This window comes from Microbacterium sp. SLBN-111 (assembly GCF_049739645.1).
Classification (GTDB): domain Bacteria; phylum Actinomycetota; class Actinomycetes; order Actinomycetales; family Microbacteriaceae; genus Microbacterium.
Genome location: NZ_JBMGQH010000001.1, coordinates 731,078 through 753,143, shown reverse-complemented (window position 1 = coordinate 753,143; position 22,066 = coordinate 731,078). Strand labels below are relative to the sequence as shown.

Annotated in this window: 12 protein-coding genes; 11 read left to right on the top strand and 1 reads right to left on the bottom strand. The window is 71.0% G+C overall.

Going from position 1 to position 22,066, the window contains the following annotated elements; genetic code table 11:
* Positions 1-68: 68 nt before the first annotated feature.
* From RKD05_RS03555 to RKD05_RS03535, 5 genes are all read left to right on the top strand, one after another.
* The gene (locus RKD05_RS03555; RefSeq protein WP_424708055.1) at positions 69-824 is read left to right on the top strand and encodes a 5-oxoprolinase subunit PxpA; all 756 of its coding nucleotides are present in this window, start codon (positions 69-71) and stop codon (positions 822-824) included.
* A complete protein-coding gene (locus RKD05_RS03550) occupies positions 821-2,401 on the top strand; it encodes a 5-oxoprolinase/urea amidolyase family protein (RefSeq protein WP_424708053.1) in 1,581 nt (526 codons plus the stop codon). The genes RKD05_RS03555 and RKD05_RS03550 overlap by 4 nt, the downstream gene beginning before the upstream one ends.
* Before the next feature lie 269 nt (positions 2,402-2,670).
* Positions 2,671-6,165, top strand: a complete 3,495-nt coding sequence (gene rpoB / locus RKD05_RS03545; protein ID WP_424708051.1) for a DNA-directed RNA polymerase subunit beta — start codon at positions 2,671-2,673, stop codon at positions 6,163-6,165.
* A 41-nt stretch (positions 6,166-6,206) separates the two neighbouring features.
* A complete protein-coding gene (gene rpoC / locus RKD05_RS03540; protein WP_424708049.1) occupies positions 6,207-10,082 on the top strand; it encodes a DNA-directed RNA polymerase subunit beta' in 3,876 nt (1,291 codons plus the stop codon).
* Between the two features lie 172 nt (positions 10,083-10,254).
* Positions 10,255-10,854 carry a hypothetical protein gene (locus RKD05_RS03535; RefSeq protein WP_424708048.1) on the top strand — a complete coding sequence of 200 codons (600 nt, stop codon included), beginning with the start codon at positions 10,255-10,257 and terminating at the stop codon, positions 10,852-10,854.
* A 10-nt stretch (positions 10,855-10,864) separates the two neighbouring features.
* Here RKD05_RS03535 and RKD05_RS03530 read toward each other — a convergent pair whose 3' ends face one another.
* A complete protein-coding gene (locus RKD05_RS03530; protein ID WP_424708046.1) occupies positions 10,865-11,458 on the bottom strand; it encodes a hypothetical protein in 594 nt (197 codons plus the stop codon).
* Between the two features lie 127 nt (positions 11,459-11,585).
* On the opposite strand from RKD05_RS03530, the gene RKD05_RS03525 reads away from it, so the two are divergent.
* The 6 genes from RKD05_RS03525 to RKD05_RS03500 all read left to right on the top strand — a co-directional run bounded on the left by RKD05_RS03525 (position 11,586) and on the right by RKD05_RS03500 (position 22,041).
* Positions 11,586-12,623 carry an ABC transporter gene (locus RKD05_RS03525; protein ID WP_424708045.1) on the top strand — a complete coding sequence of 346 codons (1,038 nt, stop codon included), beginning with the start codon at positions 11,586-11,588 and terminating at the stop codon, positions 12,621-12,623.
* A gap of 10 nt (positions 12,624-12,633) precedes the next feature.
* Complete coding sequence (locus RKD05_RS03520) at positions 12,634-13,119, top strand: hypothetical protein (RefSeq protein ID WP_424708044.1); 486 nt, start codon at positions 12,634-12,636, stop codon at positions 13,117-13,119.
* A 54-nt stretch (positions 13,120-13,173) separates the two neighbouring features.
* On the top strand, positions 13,174-13,836 hold the full coding sequence (locus tag RKD05_RS03515; RefSeq protein ID WP_424708042.1) for a spermidine/putrescine ABC transporter substrate-binding protein: 663 nt from the start codon (positions 13,174-13,176) through the stop codon (positions 13,834-13,836).
* 101 nt (positions 13,837-13,937) lie between these two features.
* Positions 13,938-15,074, top strand: coding sequence for a serine/threonine-protein kinase (locus tag RKD05_RS03510; protein WP_424708041.1), 1,137 nt, complete (start codon positions 13,938-13,940; stop codon positions 15,072-15,074).
* Positions 15,071-21,040, top strand: coding sequence for an Ig-like domain-containing protein (locus RKD05_RS03505; RefSeq protein ID WP_424708039.1), 5,970 nt, complete (start codon positions 15,071-15,073; stop codon positions 21,038-21,040). The genes RKD05_RS03510 and RKD05_RS03505 overlap by 4 nt, the downstream gene beginning before the upstream one ends.
* Before the next feature lie 35 nt (positions 21,041-21,075).
* Entirely contained in the window at positions 21,076-22,041 is a 966-nt protein-coding gene (locus RKD05_RS03500; RefSeq protein ID WP_424708038.1) for an AAA family ATPase, read from the top strand.
* The last annotated feature ends 25 nt before the right edge of the window (positions 22,042-22,066 follow it).

Genomic DNA, 22,066 nt, shown 5'->3' with positions numbered 1-22,066 from the left:
GATTTGTCGCCTCCGCCGCCGGCGAAGCGACAAATCCTGGCGACTCACGCGCGCGAAGCGTGGGTAGCGTGAGGGACGTGGACCTCAACGCCGACCTGGGAGAAACGCGGGACGGGATGCCGACCGCCGACGACGAAGCGATGTTCGCTCTCGTCAGCAGCGCCTCCGTCGCGTGCGGCGGGCACGCGGGCGACGACGCCTCGATGCGGGCCTCGGTCGAGCGCGCGGCGCGCTTCGGCGTCGCCGTCGGCGCCCACCCGTCGTACGAGGACCGCGCGAACTTCGGCCGCGTCCGCCGCGACCCGCCCGCCGCCGAGCTGCGCGCGAGCGTCGCCCGACAGCTCGACGCCCTCGAGGCCGCCGGCGCCGACCTGCGGTACGTGAAACCGCACGGCGCGCTGTATCACGCGGTCTCCGCCGACCCGGTGCAGGCCGCCGCGGTCGTCGCCGCGATCGCCGACCACTCCGCCCGCCTCGGCCGACCGCTGCCCGTGCTCGGTCTCCCCGGCGCGATCGTCGAGGCCGCGGCATCCGCGGGACTCCCGTTCGTGCAGGAGGCGTTCCTCGACCGCGGGTACACCGCGCGCGGCGGCCTCGTGCCGCGCGACCAGCCGGGGGCGCTCATCGACGACCCCGCCCGCGTCGCCGACCGCGCGCTGCGGCTCGCCCTCGAGGGGACGGTGGATGCCATCGACGGCACGACCCTGACCGTGGATGCCGCGTCCCTGTGCCTGCACGGAGACACCCCCGCTGCGGTCGCTATGGCCCGGGCGGTCCGCGCCGCGCTCGACGACGCAGGGATAGAGGTACGCGCGCCGTGGTGACGCTGCGGCCGATGGGCGAGCGGGCGCTGCTCGCCGAGGTCGACGACCTCGCCGGGGTTCTGCGGCTCCACACCTCGCTCGCCGCGCACCCGCCCGCCGGGATCGACGACCTCGTCCCGGCCGCCCGGACGGTGCTCGTGGGCTTCGATCCGGCGCGCATCGCCCTCGCCGCGGTCCGCGCGTGGGTGCTCTCGGCGGCCACCTCGGCCCCGGATGCCGGGACGCCCGCGGCGCTCGTCGAGATCCCCGTCCGGTACGACGGCGCCGACCTCGACGAGACCGCCGCGCTCCTCGGCATCCGTCCCGCGGAGCTCGTCGCCCGGCACGCCGCCGCGCCCTGGCGCGTCGCCTTCACGGGGTTCGCCCCCGGGTTCGCGTACCTCGTGAGCGACGCGTGGCCCCACGACGTCCCGCGGCTCCCGCAGCCGCGCACGCGCGTCCCCGCGGGCTCGGTCGGCCTCGCGGGCGAGTTCACCGGGGCGTATCCTCGCGAAACTCCCGGCGGCTGGCGCCTCATCGGAACGACCGACGCCCCGCTCTTCGCCCCCGATTCCCCCGACCCGGTGCTCCTCACCCCCGGTGCCCGCGTCCGCTTCGTCCCCTCGCGCTCGCACGTCTCCGCGCCCGGAGCACCCACCGCGGGAGGGGATTCGGCGAGCGGAGGACCGGATGCCGCGGCGGCATCCTCCGTTCGCGGTATCTCCTCCGTTGCGCTCGGGACCCCCGCCCTCCGCGTCCTCGCCCCCGGCGCGTTCGCGACGGTGCAGGACCTCGGCCGCCCCGGCCGCGCCGCGCTCGGCGTCGCCCGCTCCGGCGCGCTCGACCGCGCGGCCCTCCGCTCCGCCAACCGCCTCGTCGGCAACGACCCCTCCGCGGCGGGCGTCGAGATCGTGCTCGGCGGCTTCCGCGCCGTCGCCGAACGCGACACGTGGGTCGCCGTCACGGGCGCTCTCGCCGATCTCCACATCGACGGACGGGCGGTGGATGCCTTCACCCCCCTGCTCCTCCCCGCCGGTGCCGAGCTGTCGATCGGTATCGCCCGCGCGGGCGCCCGGTTCGTGCTCGCGGTGCGCGGCGGGGTCGCGGCGCCGGAGGCGCTGGAGTCGCGCTCGACCGACGTGCTCGCGGCGCTCGGACCGCCCGCGCTGCGCGCCGGAGACGTCCTGCGCGTGGGGGAGGCGCGGCATCCGATCCCCGCCGTGGACTTCTTCCCGTGGGCCGTTCCTGGTTCCACGGTGGAGGTCGACCTCGCGCCCGGGCCCCGCGCCGACTGGTTCACCCCGACGGCGCGCCAGACCCTGCGGGACGCGACCTGGACGGTCTCGAGCGACGCCGACCGGGTCGGCATCCGCCTCGACGGTCCGGAGTTGGAGCGGGTGCGGCACGGGGAACTGCCGAGCGAGGGCATGCGACCCGGCGCGCTCCAGGTGCCGCCGCACGGGCGTCCGGTCGTCCTGCTCGCCGACGGTCCCGTCACCGGCGGGTACCCCGTCGTCGCGGTGGTCACGGATGCCACGCTCGACCGTCTCGCGCAGGTGCGGCCCGGCGATCAGGTGCGATTCCGCGGGTCTCGCTAGGGTCGGGGGAGGGAATCCCGGAGGAGCGCTCGCGGTTATACCGCAGGTACGCAAAGTCGTCAAGAATTCGACTGGACACGGCGCGTCCTCCCGCGTATGCTTGGACTTTGCGCTCCTCGATTCCCCCTGCCCTCATATGGTGGTCGGCTGAGCCTGCCCGTCCCCGCTTCACCGCGGTGTGCGACTCGCAGGTTATCGGGGCAGGAACGCACTCCACCTGACGACAAGGAATCACGAGCCCCTCGCCCGGGCTTCTGGAGGTTATTCCCTTGGCTGCTGCGAGCAACGCATCCACCACCACCCCGAAGAGCGGACGCGGCGCATCCCGCCTCTCGTTCGCGAAGATCTCCGACAAGCTGACCGTTCCCGATCTGCTCGCGCTGCAGACCGAGTCGTTCGACTGGCTGGTCGGTAACGACGCATGGAAGGCGCGCGTCGCCGAGGCGCAGGCCGCCGGCCGCACCGACGTGCCCGAGATCAGCGGCCTCGAGGAGATCTTCGAGGAGATCTCTCCGATCGAGGACTTGAGCGAGACCATGCAGCTCTCGTTCACGAACCCGTACCTCGAGCCCGAGAAGTACTCGATCGAAGAGTGCAAGGAGCGCGGCAAGACCTACGCCGCCCCGCTGTACGTCGAGGCCGAGTTCATGAACCACCAGACCGGTGAGATCAAGACCCAGACGGTCTTCATGGGCGACTTCCCGCTCCAGACCGACAAGGGCACGTTCATCATCAACGGCACCGAGCGTGTCGTCGTGTCGCAGCTCGTGCGTTCGCCCGGTGTCTACTTCGACAAGACGCCCGACAAGACCTCCGACAAGGACATCGTGTCCGCTCGCGTGATCCCCTCGCGCGGTGCCTGGCTCGAGTTCGAGATCGACAAGCGCGACCAGGTCGGCGTGCGCATCGACCGCAAGCGCAAGCAGTCGGTCACCGTGTTCCTCAAGGCCCTCGGCCTCACGAGCGAGGACATCCTCGCCGAGTTCGCCGGCTTCGACTCCATCGAAGAGACGCTGTCGAAGGACACGATCCTCACGAAGGAAGACGCGCTCCGCGACATCTACCGCAAGCTCCGTCCGGGCGAGCAGGTCGCCGCCGAGGCCGCCCGCGCGCTGCTCGACAACTTCTACTTCAACCCGAAGCGCTACGACCTGGCGAAGGTGGGTCGCTACAAGATCAACCAGAAGCTCGGCCTCGACCAGCCGCTGTCCGACTCCGTGCTGACGGTCGACGACATCGTCGCCACGATCAAGTACCTCGTGCGTCTGCACCGCGGCGACACCACGTTCGACGGTGTCCGTCACGGCCAGCCCGCCGAGATCCGTCTCGACGTGGACGACATCGACAACTTCGGCAACCGTCGCATCCGCGCGGTCGGCGAGCTCATCCAGAACCAGGTCCGCACCGGTCTGTCGCGCATGGAGCGCGTCGTCCGCGAGCGCATGACCACGCAGGACATCGAGGCGATCACGCCGCAGACCCTGATCAACGTGCGCCCCGTCGTGGCCGCGATCAAGGAGTTCTTCGGCACGTCGCAGCTGTCGCAGTTCATGGACCAGAACAACCCGCTCGCCGGTCTGACCCACAAGCGTCGCCTCTCGGCGCTGGGCCCCGGTGGTCTGTCCCGTGAGCGTGCCGGCGTCGAGGTCCGCGACGTCCACCCGTCGCACTACGGCCGCATGTGCCCGATCGAGACGCCGGAAGGCCCGAACATCGGTCTGATCGGTTCGCTCGCCTCGTTCGCGCGCATCAACGCGTTCGGTTTCATCGAGACCCCGTACCGACGCGTCGTCGACGGTCGCGTGACCGACACGATCGACTACCTCACCGCGAGCGAGGAGGCCGACCACATCGTGGCGCAGGCCGGTGTCGCGCTCAAGGCCGACGGCCACTTCGTCGAGGACCGCATCCTCGCCCGTCGCGGCCAGGGTGGCGAGGTCGACCTGTTCCCGATCGAGGAGATCGGCTACATGGACGTCTCGCCGCGCCAGATGGTGTCGGTGGCGACCTCGCTCATCCCCTTCCTCGAGCACGACGACGCCAACCGCGCCCTCATGGGTGCGAACATGCAGCGCCAGGCCGTGCCGCTCGTCCGCAGCGAGTCGCCCATCGTGGGTACCGGTATGGAGGGCTTCGCCGCGATCGACGCCGGTGACGTCGTCACCGCCGAGAAGTCGGGTGTCGTCCTGGAGGTCTCGGCCGACGTCGTGACGATCCAGCTCGACGAGGGCGGCACGCAGGACTACTTCCTCCGCAAGTTCGACCGCTCGAACCAGGGCACGTCGTACAACCAGCGCGTGGTCGTCTCCGCGGGCGACCGCATCGAGGCCGGCGAAGTCATCGCCGACGGTCCCGCGACCGAGAACGGCGAGCTCGCCCTCGGCAAGAACCTCCTCGTCGCCTTCATGACGTGGGAGGGTCACAACTTCGAGGACGCGATCATCCTCAGCCAGGACCTCGTGAAGGACGACACGCTGTCGTCGATCCACATCGAGGAGTACGAGGTCGACGCGCGCGACACCAAGCTCGGCAAGGAGGAGATCACCCGTGACCTCCCCAACGTCAGCCCCGACCTGCTGAAGGACCTCGACGAGCGCGGCATCGTCCGCATCGGCGCCGAGGTGCGTCCCGGCGACATCCTCGTCGGCAAGGTCACGCCCAAGGGTGAGACCGAGCTGTCGGCCGAGGAGCGTCTGCTCCGCGCGATCTTCAACGAGAAGAGCCGCGAAGTCCGTGACACCTCGCTGAAGGTGCCCCACGGCGAGCAGGGCACGATCATCGCCGTCAAGGAGTTCAACGCCGAGGACGGCGACGACGAGCTCGGCTCGGGCGTCAACCGTCGCGTCGTGGTCTACATCGCCCAGAAGCGCAAGATCACCGAGGGCGACAAGCTCGCCGGCCGCCACGGCAACAAGGGTGTCATCGCCAAGATCCTCCCGATCGAGGACATGCCCTTCCTCGCCGACGGCACCCCCGTCGACGTCGTGCTCAACCCGCTCGGCATCCCGGGTCGAATGAACTTCGGCCAGGTCCTCGAGCTCCACCTCGGCTGGATCGCCCAGCAGGGCTGGAAGGTCGAGGGCACGCCCGAGTGGGCGGCGCACCTGCCCGAGCAGGCCCGCGAGGCCGCGCCCGGCACCAAGGTCGCGACCCCCGTGTTCGACGGCGCCTTCGAGGACGAGATCGCGGGTCTGCTCGACTCGACGATCCCGAACCGCGACGGCGAGCGTCTGATCGACTCCACCGGAAAGACCATCCTGTTCGACGGTCGCCACGGAGAGCCGTTCCCGGCGCCCATCTCGGTCGGCTACATGTACATCCTGAAGCTGCACCACCTCGTCGACGACAAGATCCACGCACGCTCGACGGGCCCCTACTCGATGATCACCCAGCAGCCGCTCGGCGGTAAGGCCCAGTTCGGTGGCCAGCGCTTCGGTGAGATGGAGGTGTGGGCGCTCGAGGCCTACGGTGCCGCGTACGCGCTGCAGGAGCTCCTCACGATCAAGTCCGACGACATCCTCGGCCGCGTCAAGGTGTACGAGGCGATCGTCAAGGGCGAGAACATCCAGGAGCCCGGCATCCCCGAGTCCTTCAAGGTGCTCATGAAGGAGATGCAGTCGCTCTGCCTGAACGTCGAGGTCCTCTCGGCCGACGGCACGGCGGTCAACCTCCGTGACACCGACGACGACGCCTTCCGCGCCGCCGAAGAGCTCGGTATCAACATCTCCAGCCGCTTCGAGTCCTCGTCCATCGACGAGATCTGACCCGGCCAGGCAACGAACAGAATTCCGACACAGGAGAACCAGTGCTCGAATCAACCACTTTCGATCAGCTTCGTATCGGCCTGGCCACCGCCGACGACATCCGTCGTTGGTCCTTCGGTGAGGTCAAGAAGCCCGAAACCATCAACTACCGCACCCTGAAGCCCGAGAAGGACGGTCTGTTCGGCGAGCAGATCTTCGGACCTTCCCGTGACTGGGAGTGCGCGTGCGGCAAGTACAAGCGCGTCCGCTTCAAGGGCATCGTCTGCGAGCGCTGCGGCGTCGAGGTCACCAAGTCCTCGGTCCGTCGCGAGCGCATGGGCCACATCGAGCTCGCCGCTCCCGTGACCCACATCTGGTACTTCAAGGGCGTGCCCTCGCGCCTCGGCTACCTGCTGGACATGGCGCCGAAGGACCTCGAGAAGGTTATCTACTTCGCCGCCTACATGGTCATCTCGGTCGACGAGGATGCTCGTCACCGCGACCTGGCGACGCAGGAGAACAACATCCGTCTCGAGCTGAAGACGCTCGGCGACCGTCGCGACTCGCGCATCGCCGCCCGTCTGGCGAAGCTGGAGGAGGAGCTCGCGGCCCTGGAGGCCGAGGGTGCCAAGGCCGACCAGAAGAAGAAGGTCAAGGACGCCGCCGAGAAGGACATGACCTCGATCCGCAAGAACGCGGACGAGCAGATCGCCAAGCTCGAGCGCGTGTGGGAGGACTTCCGCACGCTCGAGGTCGGCGCCCTGAAGCCCGAGGACGACGTCTTCCACGAGCTGCAGGACCGCTTCGGTCAGTACTTCGAGGCCCACATGGGCGCGGAGTCGATCAAGCGTCGCCTCGAGACCTTCGACCTGCAGGCCGAGGCCGACAGCCTCCACCTGCAGATCTCCGAGGGCAAGGGTCAGCGCAAGATCCGCGCGATCAAGCGCCTGAAGGTCGTCAACTCGTTCCTGCAGACCGGTATGTCGCCGGCCTCGATGGTGCTCGACGTCGTTCCGGTGATCCCGCCGGAGCTGCGCCCGATGGTCCAGCTCGACGGTGGCCGTTTCGCCACCTCCGACCTGAACGACCTCTACCGTCGCGTGATCAACCGCAACAACCGCCTCCGTCGCCTCATCGACCTCGGTGCCCCCGAGATCATCGTGAACAACGAGAAGCGCATGCTGCAGGAGGCCGTCGACGCACTGTTCGACAACGGCCGCCGCGGTCGTCCCGTCACGGGTACCGGCAACCGCGCCCTGAAGTCCCTGAGCGACATGCTCAAGGGAAAGCAGGGTCGTTTCCGCCAGAACCTGCTCGGCAAGCGCGTGGACTACTCGGGCCGTTCGGTCATCATCGTCGGACCCCAGCTGAAGCTGCACCAGTGCGGTCTGCCCAAGCAGATGGCGCTCGAGCTCTTCAAGCCGTTCGTGATCAAGCGCCTGATCGACCTCGGTCACTCGCAGAACATCAAGGCCGCCAAGCGCGCCGTCGAGCGCTACCGTCCCGAGGTCTGGGACGTGCTCGAGGAGATCATCCGCGAGCGTCCCGTGCTGCTGAACCGTGCACCCACCCTGCACCGTCTCGGCATCCAGGCGTTCGAGCCCCAGCTCGTCGAGGGCAAGGCGATCCAGCTGCACCCGCTCGTCTGCGCGGCGTTCAACGCCGACTTCGACGGTGACCAGATGGCCGTGCACCTGCCGCTGTCGGTCGAGGCCCAGGCCGAGGCCCGCGTGCTGATGCTCGCGTCGAACAACATCCTGAAGCCGTCGGACGGCCGCCCGGTGACCTTGCCCTCGCAGGACATGATCATCGGTCTCCACCACCTCACCACCCTCAAGGAGGGTGCCGTGGGCGAGGGCCGTGCGTTCGGTTCGGTGGGCGAGGCGATCCTGGCCAAGGACGAGGGCACCCTCGACCTGCAGGCCAAGGCGCGCATCCGCATCCCCGGCCTGACGTTCCTCGAGGGCCAGGCGCCCGAGGGCTACGAGCAGCACGGTCTCGTGGATGCCTCGCTCGGCCAGGCGATCTTCAACGACACGCTCCCCAAGGGCTACCCGTTCGTCCGCGAGCAGGCCGACAAGGGCAAGCTGTCGCAGATCGTCAACAAGCTGGCGGAGGAGTACCCGAAGGTCGAGGTCGCTGCATCGCTCGACCGGATCAAGGACGCCGGTTTCTACTGGGCCACGCGTTCGGGTGTGACGGTCGCGCTGAGCGACATCCTCACGCCCCCGAACAAGGGCGAGATCGTCGCGGGCTACGAGAAGCAGGCCGCGAAGGTCCAGGCGCAGTACGAGAAGGGTCTGACCACCGACGCCGAGCGTCGTCAGGAGCTCATCAAGATCTGGACCGAGGCCACGGATGCCGTCCAGAAGGCGATGCGCGACAACTTCCCGGCCGACAACACCATCAACCGCATGGTCTCGTCGGGCGCCCGTGGTAACTGGCTGCAGATCCGCAACATCGCGGGTATGCGTGGTCTGGTGAACAACCCGAAGGGTGAGATCATCCCGCGTCCGATCATCTCCTCGTACCGCGAGGGTCTGTCGGTCGCCGAGTACTTCATCGCGACGCACGGTGCCCGTAAGGGTCTGGCCGACACGGCCCTCCGTACGGCCGACTCGGGTTACCTCACGCGTCGTCTGGTGGACGTCTCGCAGGACGTCATCATCCGCGAGGAGGACTGCGGCACGTCGAAGGGCCTCGAGCTCCCGATCGCCGCGGTCGACTCGACCGGCACCCTCGTCAAGGACGCCAACGTCGAGAACTCGGTCTTCGCTCGCACGCTCGCCACGGCGGTCGTCGACGCGCAGGGCACGGTGCTGGCCGAGGCCGGCGACGACGTGGGCGACGTGCTCATCGACAAGCTGGTCGCCGGTGGGGTCGAGACCATCAAGGTCCGCTCGGTCCTCACGTGCGACTCGGCCGTCGGTGTGTGCGCGAAGTGCTACGGCCGTTCGCTCGCGACCGGAAAGATCGTCGACATCGGCGAGGCCGTCGGCATCATCGCGGCCCAGTCGATCGGTGAGCCCGGCACCCAGCTGACGATGCGTACCTTCCACACCGGTGGTTCCGCGTCGGCCGACGACATCACGCAGGGTCTGCCCCGCGTGCAGGAGCTGTTCGAGGCCCGTACCCCCAAGGGTGCGTCGCCGATCGCCGAGGCCGACGGCCGCATCACGATCGACGAGACCGACAAGGCCAAGAAGGTCATCCTCACGCCCGACAACGGTGACGAGCCGGTCGTGTACCCGGTCCTGAAGCGTGCGACCCTCCTCGTCGAGGACGGCCAGCACGTCAAGGTCGGCGAGCCCCTCCAGGTCGGAACGCTCGACCCCAAGGAGGTCATGCGCGTGCAGGGTGCCCGCGAGGTGCAGAAGTACCTCGTGAACGGCGTCCAGGGCGTGTACCGCTCGCAGGGTGTGCCGATCCACGACAAGCACATCGAGGTCATCGTGCGCCAGATGCTGCGCAAGGTCACCGTCGTCGACCACGGCGACACCGACCTGCTGCCGGGTGAGCTGGTGGACTTCAAGCGCTACCAGACCATCAACCGCGAGGCGGTCGGCGAGGGCAAGCGTCCCGCGTCGGGTCGTCCCGAGCTGATGGGTATCACCAAGGCGTCGCTGGCGACCGAGTCGTGGCTGTCGGCCGCGTCCTTCCAGGAGACCACCCGCGTCCTGACGCAGGCGGCCATGGAGGGCAAGAGCGACCCGCTGGTCGGCCTCAAGGAGAACGTCATCATCGGAAAGCTCATCCCCGCCGGAACGGGTCTTGCGAAGTACCGCAACGTCACCGTCGAGGCGACGGAGGAGGCCAAGAGCGAGCGGTACCCCAACCGCATCTTCGCCTCGGACGGCGCGTACAGCGACGCCGACCTGAGCTACGTCGATTTCGACAGCTTCTCGACGGACGACTTCACGCCCGGCACTTATAACTGATCGAGGGATGCCGCACCCCGGTGCGGCATCCTGATCCCCGAAGGCCCTCGGCTCACGCCGGGGGCCTTCGTCGTGCCCGGGGCGTTTCCGACGGATGACGTGTCGTGTTGCGCGGCGTGTCGGGGAGGCTGCGCGCGGGGTCCCCTCACCTACCGTGGTGGGGGAGGAACGGATGGCTCGAGTCGGTGGCCGCAGTGCGTGGATCGCGTGGCCGGTGGGCGTGCTGTGCGCTGCGGTCGTGGCGGCCCTGCTCGTGCTGGCCGCGCCGGGTCTGCCGGGGACGGTGACGTTCGTCGGCGACACGCTCCGCGCGGGTTCGACGACCCCGCCCTGGACCGACGCTCCGCGCGTGCCCGGCCCGGCGACGACCTGCCGCGACCTGTACACGCAGCCGATGTGGTCCGAACTGGTGTGGTCGCCGGAGGCGCTGCTGACGCAGCGGCACACCGGGCCGCTGTCCACGCCCGAGGCGGTCGCCGCGGCCGCGCCGACTCCCGTGATCACGTGCCACTGGCGGGGCGAGGGCGGGCGCTGGCTCGAGAGCAGCGTGGCCACGGTGTCCGCCGACGGTGCCGCTGCCGTCCAAGCGACGTTGTCCGGTCAGGGCTTCGCGTGCGCGACCGACGCCGACACGGTCCACTGCGAGCGCACGGCCGACGGCGTCACCGAGGTCCACGATCTCCGCGGCGACCGGTGGGTGTCGTCGACGTTCTCGGGATGGATGCCGGACGGGTACACCGCGATCGTGGCATCTCGCGCCTTCGGCGAGTGACGGGGCGTCGTCAGCCGTAGATCGCGGCGATGATGCTCGCGGTGTAGCCCGTCGGGGCGAGGTTCGAGTACTGCGTGTCGATGAGGACGTCGTTGCGCCAGAACAGGGTGCGGCCGTCGTTGACGGCGTACGTCGTGTTGATCCAGGTCTTCTCGCAACGGGTGCCCTCGTCGGGGGTGTAGCAGCTGAAGCCCTGGGTGTTGACGAGGTCGTTGAGCATGTCGAGCGCGGGGCCGCGGTCCATGCGCGAGATCCGCGTGACGAGACCCGTGGTGTCGGCCGCGGGGTCGCGCCAGATGCAGATGAGCGACCCGTCGGGCTGGACCCCGGACGCGCCGAGCTTCGGATCATTGAGCGGAATGGAGCCGAGCTGCGACAGCACGTCTGCGGTGAGGATCGTGCGGCAATCGGTCGGAATGGATGCCGGGGCCACGGTCGGCGTGATCGTCGGTATCGGGGTGCCGGTGGGTGTGGAGGAGACCACCGGCGACGCTGCGGTCGGCCCCGGCGCGGCATCCGGATCGGGGGCGCACGCGCTGAGGGCGAGTGCCGCGGCCAGCGCGAGCACCGCGGCGAGAGCCGTGGATGTCGGTCGACCGGTCATGCCGCCCACCCTAGGCGGCACCGCCGACACGGTCGAGACCGACACACGACGGCACGCCTCCGCGGCGCGGGCCGCCGCGCGGGTTAGCCTGGCGCCGCACCATATCTGCGCGCGTGAGGAGACCCCGATGAGCGACCCCCAGTCGTACGGCGACCCCGTCGACGAGCCCAAGGAAGAGGCGCACGACGTCGTCGGCCGTGCCCACGAGGGGCTCGCCGACGCCGAGGCCGCCCGCCGCGACGCGGTCGAGCCGGAGGAAGCCGCTGCGGCGTGGAAGGAGCGCGAGTCCGAGCAGGCCGCCGCGACTCCCGCCGCCGCGACCACGGTGCACGACGCCTCGCCGGTCGAGCCGAGCACGCCGACGGCCGTCTCGGCGCCCGCCGCGCACCGCTCCGTCGACCTCGAGGACGAGGACGCCCGCTGGGCCGCGTACGCTGCGTCGGCCGAGCCCGAGGCCGCGACGACGTCCGCCCCCGCCGCCGAGCCGGTCCGTGACGAGTACCGCACCGACGCGACGGTTCCCGCCGCTGCGGTTGCCGGCGCGGCTTCAGCCGCCCCCACCGTCGCGTACGCCGATGAGACGCGTCCGGTCGGCGCCGCGCAGCCGATCTTCGTCCAGGCGCCCGAGGCCCCGCGTCCGCGCGGCAACCGCGGTGCCGCCGGTGCCATCGGCCTTCTCGCGGCGCTCGTGTTCGCCGTTCTCTACCTCGCCGCGACGCTCGGTCTCGGTCTGCTCCTCGGCAGGATCCAGGTCGACGGTCTCGCGGATGCCGCTCTCTCGGCGCTCGGCACGTGGACGCTGTGGGTTCCCACGGTGGCGTTCTTCGTCGGATTCTGGTTCCTCGGTTCGATCATCAACCGGGGTGGCTGGGGTCACTGGGTCGTCTGGGGTCTTATCGTTGGCGTGATCTCGTGGGGCGGCTTCGTCCTGGGTGCGCTCTTCGCCGCTCCGTTCTGGATGCTGACCGCCCGCCAGGGGATCGACGTCGTCCAGGCGAGCGTGCTCGCCCCGCTCGCGATCGTCGCCTTCGTGCTCGGCCGCGAGCTGACCGTGTGGTTCGGCGCGTGGGTCGCCCGTCGCGGTCGCCGCGTCACCGAGCTCAACGACGAGGCGCAGCGCGAGTACGAGCGCACGCTCGAAGCGGGCCCGGTCCTCTCGCAGTGACCCGGATGCCATGACAGACACGCCGCGGCCGGCGGGGGTGACCCCGCCGGCCGCCGTCGTTTTCGCGACGGCGACGTTCCTCGCGCTGGCCATCGGTGGCCTCGGCGTGGCCAGCCTGCTCCTGGACGCCGACGTCATCCCGGTTCGCGGCCTCGGGCCGCTGCCGGGGGTCGGCGGCATGCTGCTGGCCCTGCTGCTCTTCGCGGGGGTGCTGCTGTGGGGGCTTCGCGCCGAACCCGCAGGGTACGTGACCGCGGTGCCGTGCGCGATCGGGGCGTACGTCGGCGAGACGCTCGGCATCGCGATCGGCGCGGCCGTGACCGGGGGCGACCTCGCCCGGGGCCTCGCCGCGGCGGCGGCCGTCGCGCTCGGGTGGCCGGGTGCCGTGATCGCCGTGTCGGGGCTGCTCGCCGGAGCGTTCGGCGTGCTGCTCGTGCGCCGCCGCGGCGAGGGCCCGCACTGGCGCTGGGAACGCGACGACGACGACGATCGATGACCCGGGAGTCGTGGCATCCGCCCGTTCGGACACGCGGCGGGCTAGCTTAGGGGTGTGGAGCGGTCGCTCGAGACCCAGGTCGGCCAGGCGGTGGACGCTTGGCTCGCCTGGCTGCCCCGGTGGGAGCCGGCCCACCACCGCGGCCGCGTCGCTCCGTGCCGACGCTGCTTCGGGTCGCCGGTGCTGTCGGCCGCGGGTCTCGGCTCCGACGTGCCGCACGGCGTGCAGCACGGACTGTCGACGCGCGTGAAGACCATCGTCGATCACGCCGTCGCGGAGTACACCTCGCGCAACCTCCCGATGCTCCAGGCCGAGCTCGACCAGCAGGCCGCGCGCAATCGGCGCCGGTCGTACCGTCCGTCCGAGGGCCTGGAACCGGAATTCGAGGGGATGCCACTCGACCCCGAGCCCGAACCCGACGCGCCGTTCCTCTTCACGCTGACGGGTCTGGCCGCCGAGGAGGAGGCGGAACTCCCCGCTCTCCCGCCACTGTCGGATGCCGCGAAGGCCGCGCTCCGGCAGGAGGTGGGGCTCGCCGACGACTACGCGAACATGATCGGCCGCGAGGTCTGCGCGATGCTCCTGCACCACCGGCTCCGCATCCAGGCCGCCGTCGCGGAGTACGTCGAGCCGCAGATCGCGGCCCTGCTCGACGATCTCTCCCGGTCGCTCGACGCGCCCTTCGATCCGCGCGACCCGGGGCCGATGGCATCCTGAGCTCCGTCCACAAGGCCTCGGGGCGCCTCAGCGGCTTTTGTTAGAGTTGCGAACTGTCCGCGCGAGGTGTGGCGGATGCGAGTTCCGGGGAGGGGGCCACGATGCCGCAGCGCCTGCCCTCGACGCCCCCGATCCTCCCGGGCCTGGCCTACATCCGACCGCTCGGGTCGGGCGGCTTCGCCGACGTCTTCCTCTACGGGCAGGACATGCCGCGCCGTGACGTCGCGGTGAAGGTGCTCCCGAGCGACGTGCGCGACCCCGACCTCCTGCGCATGTTCAACGCCGAGGCCGACGTGCTCGCGCACCTGTCGGCGCACCCGTCGATCGTCACGGTGTACCAGGCCGGGATCTCGGCCGACGGTCGCCCGTACATCGTCATGGAGTACTGCCCCGGGTCGCTCGCGCAGCGCTATCGGGTCGAGCGGATGCCGGTGGCCGAGGTGCTGTCGATCGGCGTGCGCATGTCCGGCGCGCTGGAGTCCGCGCACCACGCCGGCCTCGTGCACCGCGACGTGAAGCCCAGCAACATCCTCGTCACCACGTTCGGCGCGCCGGTGCTCGCGGACTTCGGCATCTCGTCCTCTCTCGTGCGGCAGGGCGTCGACGAGATGCTCGCGATGAGCGTGCCGTGGAGCGCGCCCGAGGTGATCGCGGAGCAGACCGCGGGAACCGTGTCGAGCGAGGTGTGGAGCCTCGGGGCCACCGTGTACTCGCTGCTCGCCGGGCACAGCCCGTTCGAGCGGCGCGAGCGCGGGCAGAACTCCCGCGAGCAGCTGCGCCGCCGGATCGCTCGGGCGTCGTACACCGAGATCGCCCGCACCGACGTGCCGCCGTCGCTGCAGGCCGTCCTCGCGCGGGCGATGTCCCGCAACCCCGCGGACCGATACGCGAGCGCGCGCGCCTTAGGCGAGGCGCTGCAGCAGGTGCAGACCGAGCTCGGGCTGCCGGCGACGCCGCTGGAGGTGCCGGCGGCCGAGTGGGCGCCGACGGCGCGCGCGGTCGACTTCGCCGACGGCACGTTGCGCGGCCCCGCCCGCTCGCGGATCGAGCGCGAGGGCGTGCGCAAGTCGCGCGGGCCGTCGGGGGTCGCGGGTCTGGTCCGCGACGAGGACACCGACATCTCCGCCCCGACGCGTGCCGCGCATCGCGTCCTGCCGTGGGTGCTCGCCGGGGCGACGCTCGTGGTCGCCGCCGCGATCGTCGTGGCCGCCCTCGTGGCCACCGGGGTCGTGCGATGAGACGACGCACCATCGCGGGGCTGACGTCCGCCCTCGCCGCCGCCGCGCTCGTCGTGACGGCGAGCATCGTCTGGCCCGGTCTCGACGCGCAGGAGACTCCGGAGGTCGACACGTCGGTGTGGGCGCTGCAGACGGGCGAGGGCCAGCGCTACGCGCGTGTCAACACCACCGTCGGCGAACTCGACACCGTGCGCACGGCCGGGAACCCGAGCCAGGTCGCGCAGAGCCCCGACGGGGCGTACCTCTTCACCGACGGCTACAGCAAGCTCACCCGGATCGACGAGGCGCAGCCCGTCGACCTGCAGGAGGATCAGCTGCAGGCCTCGCCCGAGACGCCGCCCGGTACGACCTCCGTCGTCACCGCGGGCGACTACGTCGTGTACCGCACCGACACCGGTGCCCTGTTCGCCGGGCACCTGAGCCGCGCCGGGCAGTCGGTCACCCAACTCGACCCGTTCGACACCGCGGGCGACGAGAACGCCCGGACGTACACCGCGGACGCCGTGGCCGTCGACGACCGGGGGATGATCTTCGCGTACTCGTCGGCGGACGGATCGGTCATCCGGTACGACATCGATGCGGACGAGCTCAAGGGACGCGACGCGCTGCAGGCCGACGTCGCGTCGCCCGTGATCACGGCGGCGGGCGACCAGTGGGCGCTCGTGGACGCCGAGGCCGGACGCGTGTGGGTGCGCGGCAAGGACCCGGTCGACCTCGGCACGACCGAGCAGCTCGTGGTCGGCGACCCCGACGCCCGCGGCCGGGTCGTGTACCTCGCCGACGACCAGTCCCTGTGGAGCGTTCCCGTTGACGGCGGCGAGCCGCGGCGCGAGGTCGGCGCGGGCGGGAACGTGCTGGGACAGCCCGCCAAGCCGCTCGAGCACGACGGCGTCGCGTACGCGGCCTGGCTGCTCCCCGGCGACGCACGCGGCACGCTGTGGCGATCGGATGCCGGCGAGACCGACCTCTCGTACGGCGGGGCGACGATGCCCGACCAGCGGCGGCCGGTGTTCGTCGCGACCGACCATGCCGTCATCCTGAACGAGACCCGCACCGGCTGGGTATGGACCGTGCCGGACGGGGCGCTCGTCGCGTCGAGCCAGAGCTGGACGCTCGACGACCGGACCGAGCAGGCCGCGGTCCAGAGCGACCAGCAGCTCGACGTGGTGCTCGACCCGAAGCCGCCGATCGCGGAGCCCGACGCCTTCGGCGTCCGCGCGGGCCGCCTGGTGACGCTCCCGGTCTTGCTGAACGACCACGACCCCAACAAGGACGTGCTGAGCATCGTCCCCGAGAGCGTGACCGGCCTCGATCCCGGGTTCGGCAGCCTCTCGATCACCGACCACGGGCAGCAGCTCGCGGTCCGCGTCGCACCGGGTGCGACGGGCTCGGCGACCTTCTCGTACGCCGTGACCGACGGCACCACCGCCGACGGCCTCACGTCGTCGCCGACGACCGTGACGCTGACGGTGTCTCCGTCGGGGACCAACGCCGCGCCCGTCTGGTGCGGCGTGGAGAAGTGCCTGCAGCCGTGGCCGACGCCCGAGGTCGCGCGCGGTGGCACCATCACGGTGCCGGTGCTCACCGGATGGGTCGACCCGGACGGCGATCCGCTGCTGCTGCTGTCGGTGGACAATCCGAGCGGCGTGGGGAGCGTGGCATCCACTCCCGCCGGTGAGGTCGTGTACCAGCATTCCGACGACGGTTCCGGCGGCGAGCAGACGATCCAGCTCGACGTGACGGTCGCCGACACCTCGGGAGCAACGGCGACGAAGCCGCTGGTCATCCGCGTCACGCCCGATCCGGCGCTCGCGGTGCAGTCCTTCGCCGTCGTCGACACCGCCGGATCCGCGCTGACCGTCGACGTCGGACCGCACGTGACCGGCACGGCGGGCGACGTCACGATCGGCTCGGTGCGCATCCTCGATGACGCGGCCGCGACCGCCACGGCGGTCGGGGGCACGACGACGTTCGACTTCACGGCCACTCAGCCGGGTGTGTACCGCGTCGACTTCACGGTCACGGGAGCGGGGCGGGATGCCACGGGCACCGCGCGCATCACGCTGCTGCCGGCCGACGCGCCGGCGCAGCTGTCGACCGCGCCCGTGGTCGCCTTCGTCCGGCCGCAGGAAGACGCGACGCTCGACGTCTTCGCCGCGGTGTCCAACCCCACGGGACGCGTGCTGCTGCTGAGCGACGTGGCCGCGAGCGCGGAGGACGGAGCATCGCTCACGGTCGACACCGTCGGGCAGAACGACCTGCGCGTCTCCGGCAGCACCGCGGAGGGCGGCGCGGGCCTGCTCGGCACGGTCACCTACACGGTGAGCGACGGCACCGAGGACGAGGGATCGCGCGTCGCCGGTGAGGCGACGGTGTACCTCCTGCCGCCCGCTCCCGAGATCGCACCCATCGCGGTCGACGACACCGTCACGGTGCGCGCGGGAGCGCAGGCCGACATCCCGGTGCTCGACAACGACGTGTCCCCGGCCGGCGGACTTCCGACGCTCGATCCGGCATCCATCCAGTCCACGCCCGCGAGCGACGGTCTCGCCTTCGCCTCCGGCGGGGTGCTGCGCTACCTCGCCCCGACGACGCCGGGGACGTATGAGGTGCGTTACCGCGTCTACACGACCGGGACGCCGTCGCTGTGGGACGAGGCGACCGTCCGGATCACGGTGCTGGGGCCGGAGGCCAACCGCGCCCCGATCCCGGACACGCTCCAGGGGCGCGTCCTGAGCGGCGGCACGACGACGATCCCGTTCCATGGCTTCGGCGTGGACCCCGACGGCGATGCCGTCGCGCTGGACCGCATCGTGAACCAGCCCGACCGGGGCACGGCCTCGATCTCGGCCGACGGGTCGTCGATCGTGTACTCCTCGGTGCCGGGCGACCGCGGCCAGGTGTCGTTCCGCTACCGCGTCGTGGACCCCTCCGGCGCGACGGGGGAGGGCACGGTGCGCATCGGAGTCCTGGATGCCGAGGCCAACCCGAGCCCCATCACGTTCACCGACTACGTGCAGGTGCAGGCCGGTCCGGACAGCCGCATCCGCGTGAGCCCGCTGGCCAACGACATCGATCCGACTCAGGGTCGCCTGAAGCTCACGGGCGTGCGTCCCGACCTCCCGAAGACGCTCGTCGACGGCAGCGACAACCCCGAGTACGCGCGCCTCGACGCGCTGGTGGAGAGCGTGTCCGACACGGGCGTCGTGATCCGCGCGGGCGAGGCCCCGGCGACCATGTCGTTCCTCTACGACGTCGAGTCGGACTCCGGCAACACCGGCCGCGGGCTCGTCGTCGTCAAGGTCGTGCGCGAGAGCGTGCCCGACTATCCCGTGGTCTCCGACACCGTCCTCACCGTCGAGGACCGGGACCAGTTCGTCTCGGGCGTCGACGTGCTCGAGGGTCGCGCGACGTGGTCGGGCGGCGACGTGGGCGATCTGCGCGTGTCGCTGTGGGGCGAACCCACCGGCGTCCGCGTCGACGGCCGACGCATCTCGGGGGAGCTGCCCGCCACGCGCCGCATCATCCCCTTCGCCGTGACCGGCACCGTCGGCGACCAGGAGGTCACGACGTACGGCTTCCTCCGGGTGCCCGGCGACGACGACCTCACTCTCGCGCTGCGGCCGAACTCGGCGCAGAAGGTCGACGAACTGGCATCCGTCGACTTCGACATGGCCTCCCTCGTCGCCGTGCCGCGCCGGTCGACGCTCGAGGTCGGACCCGACGTCTCGACGACCGGCGTGCGCTCGGAGGGGCGGTGCTCGGTGACCGGCACCGTCGTCCGCTACGACGCGGGCACCGGGTCTCCGTGGACCGACGCCTGTCAGGTGCCCGTCCGGCTCGCCGGCACCGAGGACTGGACGGTGCTGTCGGTGCCCATCGGCATCGTCGCGCGGGAACCCCAGCCCGAGCTGCGCCCCGCGTCGCTCACCGTCGGTCCGGGCGAGACGGCGACCTTCGACCTGCAGAAGATGACGTCGTGGCAGCTCGGCCGCGAGGACTGGGCCGGCATCCGCTACGCGCTGGAGTACTCGGGCTCGGCGTTCTCGTCCGTGACGCTGGACGGATCGACCGTGACCGTGACCGGCGCCGACCGCGCCGTGCCCGGCACCGAGAACGCCGCGATCATCTCGGTGACCAGCCACAAGGCCGTCGCCCCCGCGCGCCTGCTGCTGCGCGTCGGTTCCGCGCCCTCGACGCTGCCCCAGGGCGGCACGACGACGCAGCAGTGCTCGCAGGCGTCCGGGTCGAGCTGCACGATCGGTGCGGTCGGCCTGTCGGGTGAGGTCAACCCGCTGCCGCGGACGCCGCTCGAGGTCGTGAGCGTGCGCCCGACGAGCGCGTGCGCGGGCGTGAGCTTCGACGTCGCGTCGTCCGACAGCGTCCGTGCCTCGTGGACGGCCGACGCACCGGGCGCGACGTGCGCGGCCAACGTCACCCTGCGCGACGCGCAGGGGCGCTCGACCGCCGGGACGCGCGACGCCCGCGTCGTCCTCGACCTGCAGGGCTACCCGCGCGCACCCGCGAGCGTGCGCCAGACCGCCTACGCGGACGGCTCGCTCACGCTGCGCGTCGACCCGGGCGAGGCGCGCCGCGCGTATCCGGCGCTCACCGGGTTCACCGTGCGCTACGGCGGGAACGTCGTGGGCCAGTGCGACGCGGACGGCTCGTGCGCGTCGATCTCGGCCCCGAACGGCGAGCAGCGCGAGTACGTCGTCACGGCGGTGAACGCCGTGGGCGAGTCCCGCGGCTCGGTGCGCACGAACGCGTGGGCCTACGATCCTCCGGCGCGTCCCACCTCGGGCGACTTCACGCCCGTCGTGACCCGCGACGGGGACGGCAACGTCGCCGACCTCGTCATCCACGGGGTGGAGTCCGCCGAGACCGGGCAGCTCGAGATCCGCAGCGCCGCCGGCGAGACGCGGAAGGTCAGCGTCGGCCGCAACGACAAGGACGTGCGGGTCGACGGGTTCCAGGTCGGCAGCAACACCAGTACCCAGATCACGGTCGTCCCCACCTCACGGTTCGACGTCCCCGCGGGGCTCGGCGGCTCGGCGCAGGGCGCGGCGTTGACGTTCTCCGCGCACGGTGTCGGCGCGCCGCTCGAGCCGAACATGACGATCACCTCGCGCTCGACGGGCGACGGGGTGTCCACGGTGACGGTGGAGGGGACGGCGCGACAGAACGGTACCGATTCGCAGCTCCGCTACGGCATCGCCGAGGGCCCGTTCTGCCGGGTCGGCGATGACGGCCCGCGCCGGGACTTCCCGGGCAAGCTCGACGGCGTCGCGTACACCTTCACGTTCTGCGTCGAGTCGAGCTACGACGGAACCTCCTACGGATCGAAAAGCGTGACGCAGGAGTACCGCGTGGCGCAGGACACCGCGGCTCCGCGCGGGTACACGTTCCAGGTCGGCGCGCGGGCCGAGGTCGGCACCGAGGACGGGCGCCCCGTTGCGCGCTGGCGCATTTCGGACATCAACGAGGGCAGCAAGCCGCCGCGCTTCAACACCGTGAAGTACACGAACTTCGATGGGAACACGTCATCGGTGTTCGGGTCCGACCCGAACATCGGCGTGTACTTCCAACACCAGCTGTGGGGCACGACCTCGGAGACGGGCCGCGTCGCGCCCGCGTCGGGCAGCGCGCCGTACCAGGTGCAGGCCAGCACCCGGGTGGCATCCTGCGTCGGCGGAGACAACCTCGACGTGTCGTCGAGCTCGAGCAACGACCAGGCCGCCCTCACCGTCGACTGGGATGCCATCCGCTACTACGACAAGAACGGTGCGCCGCTCCCCACCGCCGACGGCTCGAAGCGGGTGCCCATCGGCGCGACGACCGTGAAGAACGTCCGCGTGACGGTCGACTGGTCGGCTCGCGGCTGGGGCCTCGACTCCGCCGTGCTCCAGACCGAGGGTACGTGCAAGCCCGGCACGCCGGACCCGACATCCACCTCGAAGCCCTGACCCCCCGACTCCCCCCGACAGAGAGACGCACCGCCATGACGATCACCCAGGAACAGGCGACCTGGTACGCCCAGACCTTCGCGCAGATCGCCGACAACGTCGAGCGCGCCGTGCTCGGCAAGCGGCACGTCGTCGAGCTCGTCCTGACCGCGATGCTCAGTGACGGGCACGTGCTCCTCGAGGACGTGCCGGGGACCGGAAAGACGTCGCTCGCCCGGGCGATCGCGCAGTCCGTGCAGGGCACGAACACCCGCATCCAGTTCACGCCCGACCTGCTCCCCGGCGACATCACGGGCATCACCGTGTACGACCAGAAGACCGGGACGTTCGAGTTCCATGCGGGGCCGATCTTCGCCAACATCGTCCTCGCCGACGAGATCAACCGTGCGAGCCCCAAGACGCAGGCGGCACTCCTCGAAGTCATGGAGGAAGGCCGCGTCACGATCGACGGCGTCTCCCGCGAGGTCGGCGTGCCGTTCCTGGTCCTCGCGACGCAGAACCCCGTGGAACAGGCCGGCACCTACCGCCTCCCCGAGGCGCAGCTCGACCGCTTCCTCCTGCGCACCTCGCTCGGCTACCCCGATCACGCCGCCACGGTCCGCATCCTCGACGGCGTTGCCGTGTCCACGGCGGACCTCCGCCCGATCATCACCCCCCAGGCGCTCGTGGGCATGGCCGACCTCGCGGCGACCGTGTACGTCGACGCCCTCGTCCTGGACTACATCGCCCGGATCGTGGATGCCACCCGCTCGGCGGACGAGGTCCGTCTCGGCGTCAGCATCCGCGGCGCGCTCGCGCTCACCCGGGCGACCCGGGCCCGCGCGGCGGCCCAGGGACGGACGTATGCCACCCCCGACGACGTGAAGGCGCTCGCCGTGCCCGTGCTGTCGCACCGACTCATCCTGCATCCCGAGGCCGAGTTCGACGGCGTGACGCAGGAGGCCGTCGTCGGGCAGGTGCTCCTCGACACCGTGCCGCCCACGCAGCGCGAGAGCGCCTGAGCCGTGCCCGTCCCCCCGGTCCTCC

What these genes read in the sequence shown, in the direction of transcription:
- RKD05_RS03530 (WP_424708046.1), bottom strand. Translation starts at nt 11,458, where the DNA reads ATGACCGGTCGACCGACATCCACGGCTCTCGCCGCGGTGCTCGCGCTG.
- RKD05_RS03505 (WP_424708039.1), top strand. Translation starts at nt 15,071, where the DNA reads ATGAGACGACGCACCATCGCGGGGCTGACGTCCGCCCTCGCCGCCGCC.
- RKD05_RS03500 (WP_424708038.1), top strand. Translation starts at nt 21,076, where the DNA reads ATGACGATCACCCAGGAACAGGCGACCTGGTACGCCCAGACCTTCGCG.
- RKD05_RS03520 (WP_424708044.1), top strand. Translation starts at nt 12,634, where the DNA reads ATGACAGACACGCCGCGGCCGGCGGGGGTGACCCCGCCGGCCGCCGTC.
- RKD05_RS03510 (WP_424708041.1), top strand. Translation starts at nt 13,938, where the DNA reads ATGCCGCAGCGCCTGCCCTCGACGCCCCCGATCCTCCCGGGCCTGGCC.
- RKD05_RS03525 (WP_424708045.1), top strand. Translation starts at nt 11,586, where the DNA reads ATGAGCGACCCCCAGTCGTACGGCGACCCCGTCGACGAGCCCAAGGAA.
- RKD05_RS03535 (WP_424708048.1), top strand. Translation starts at nt 10,255, where the DNA reads ATGGCTCGAGTCGGTGGCCGCAGTGCGTGGATCGCGTGGCCGGTGGGC.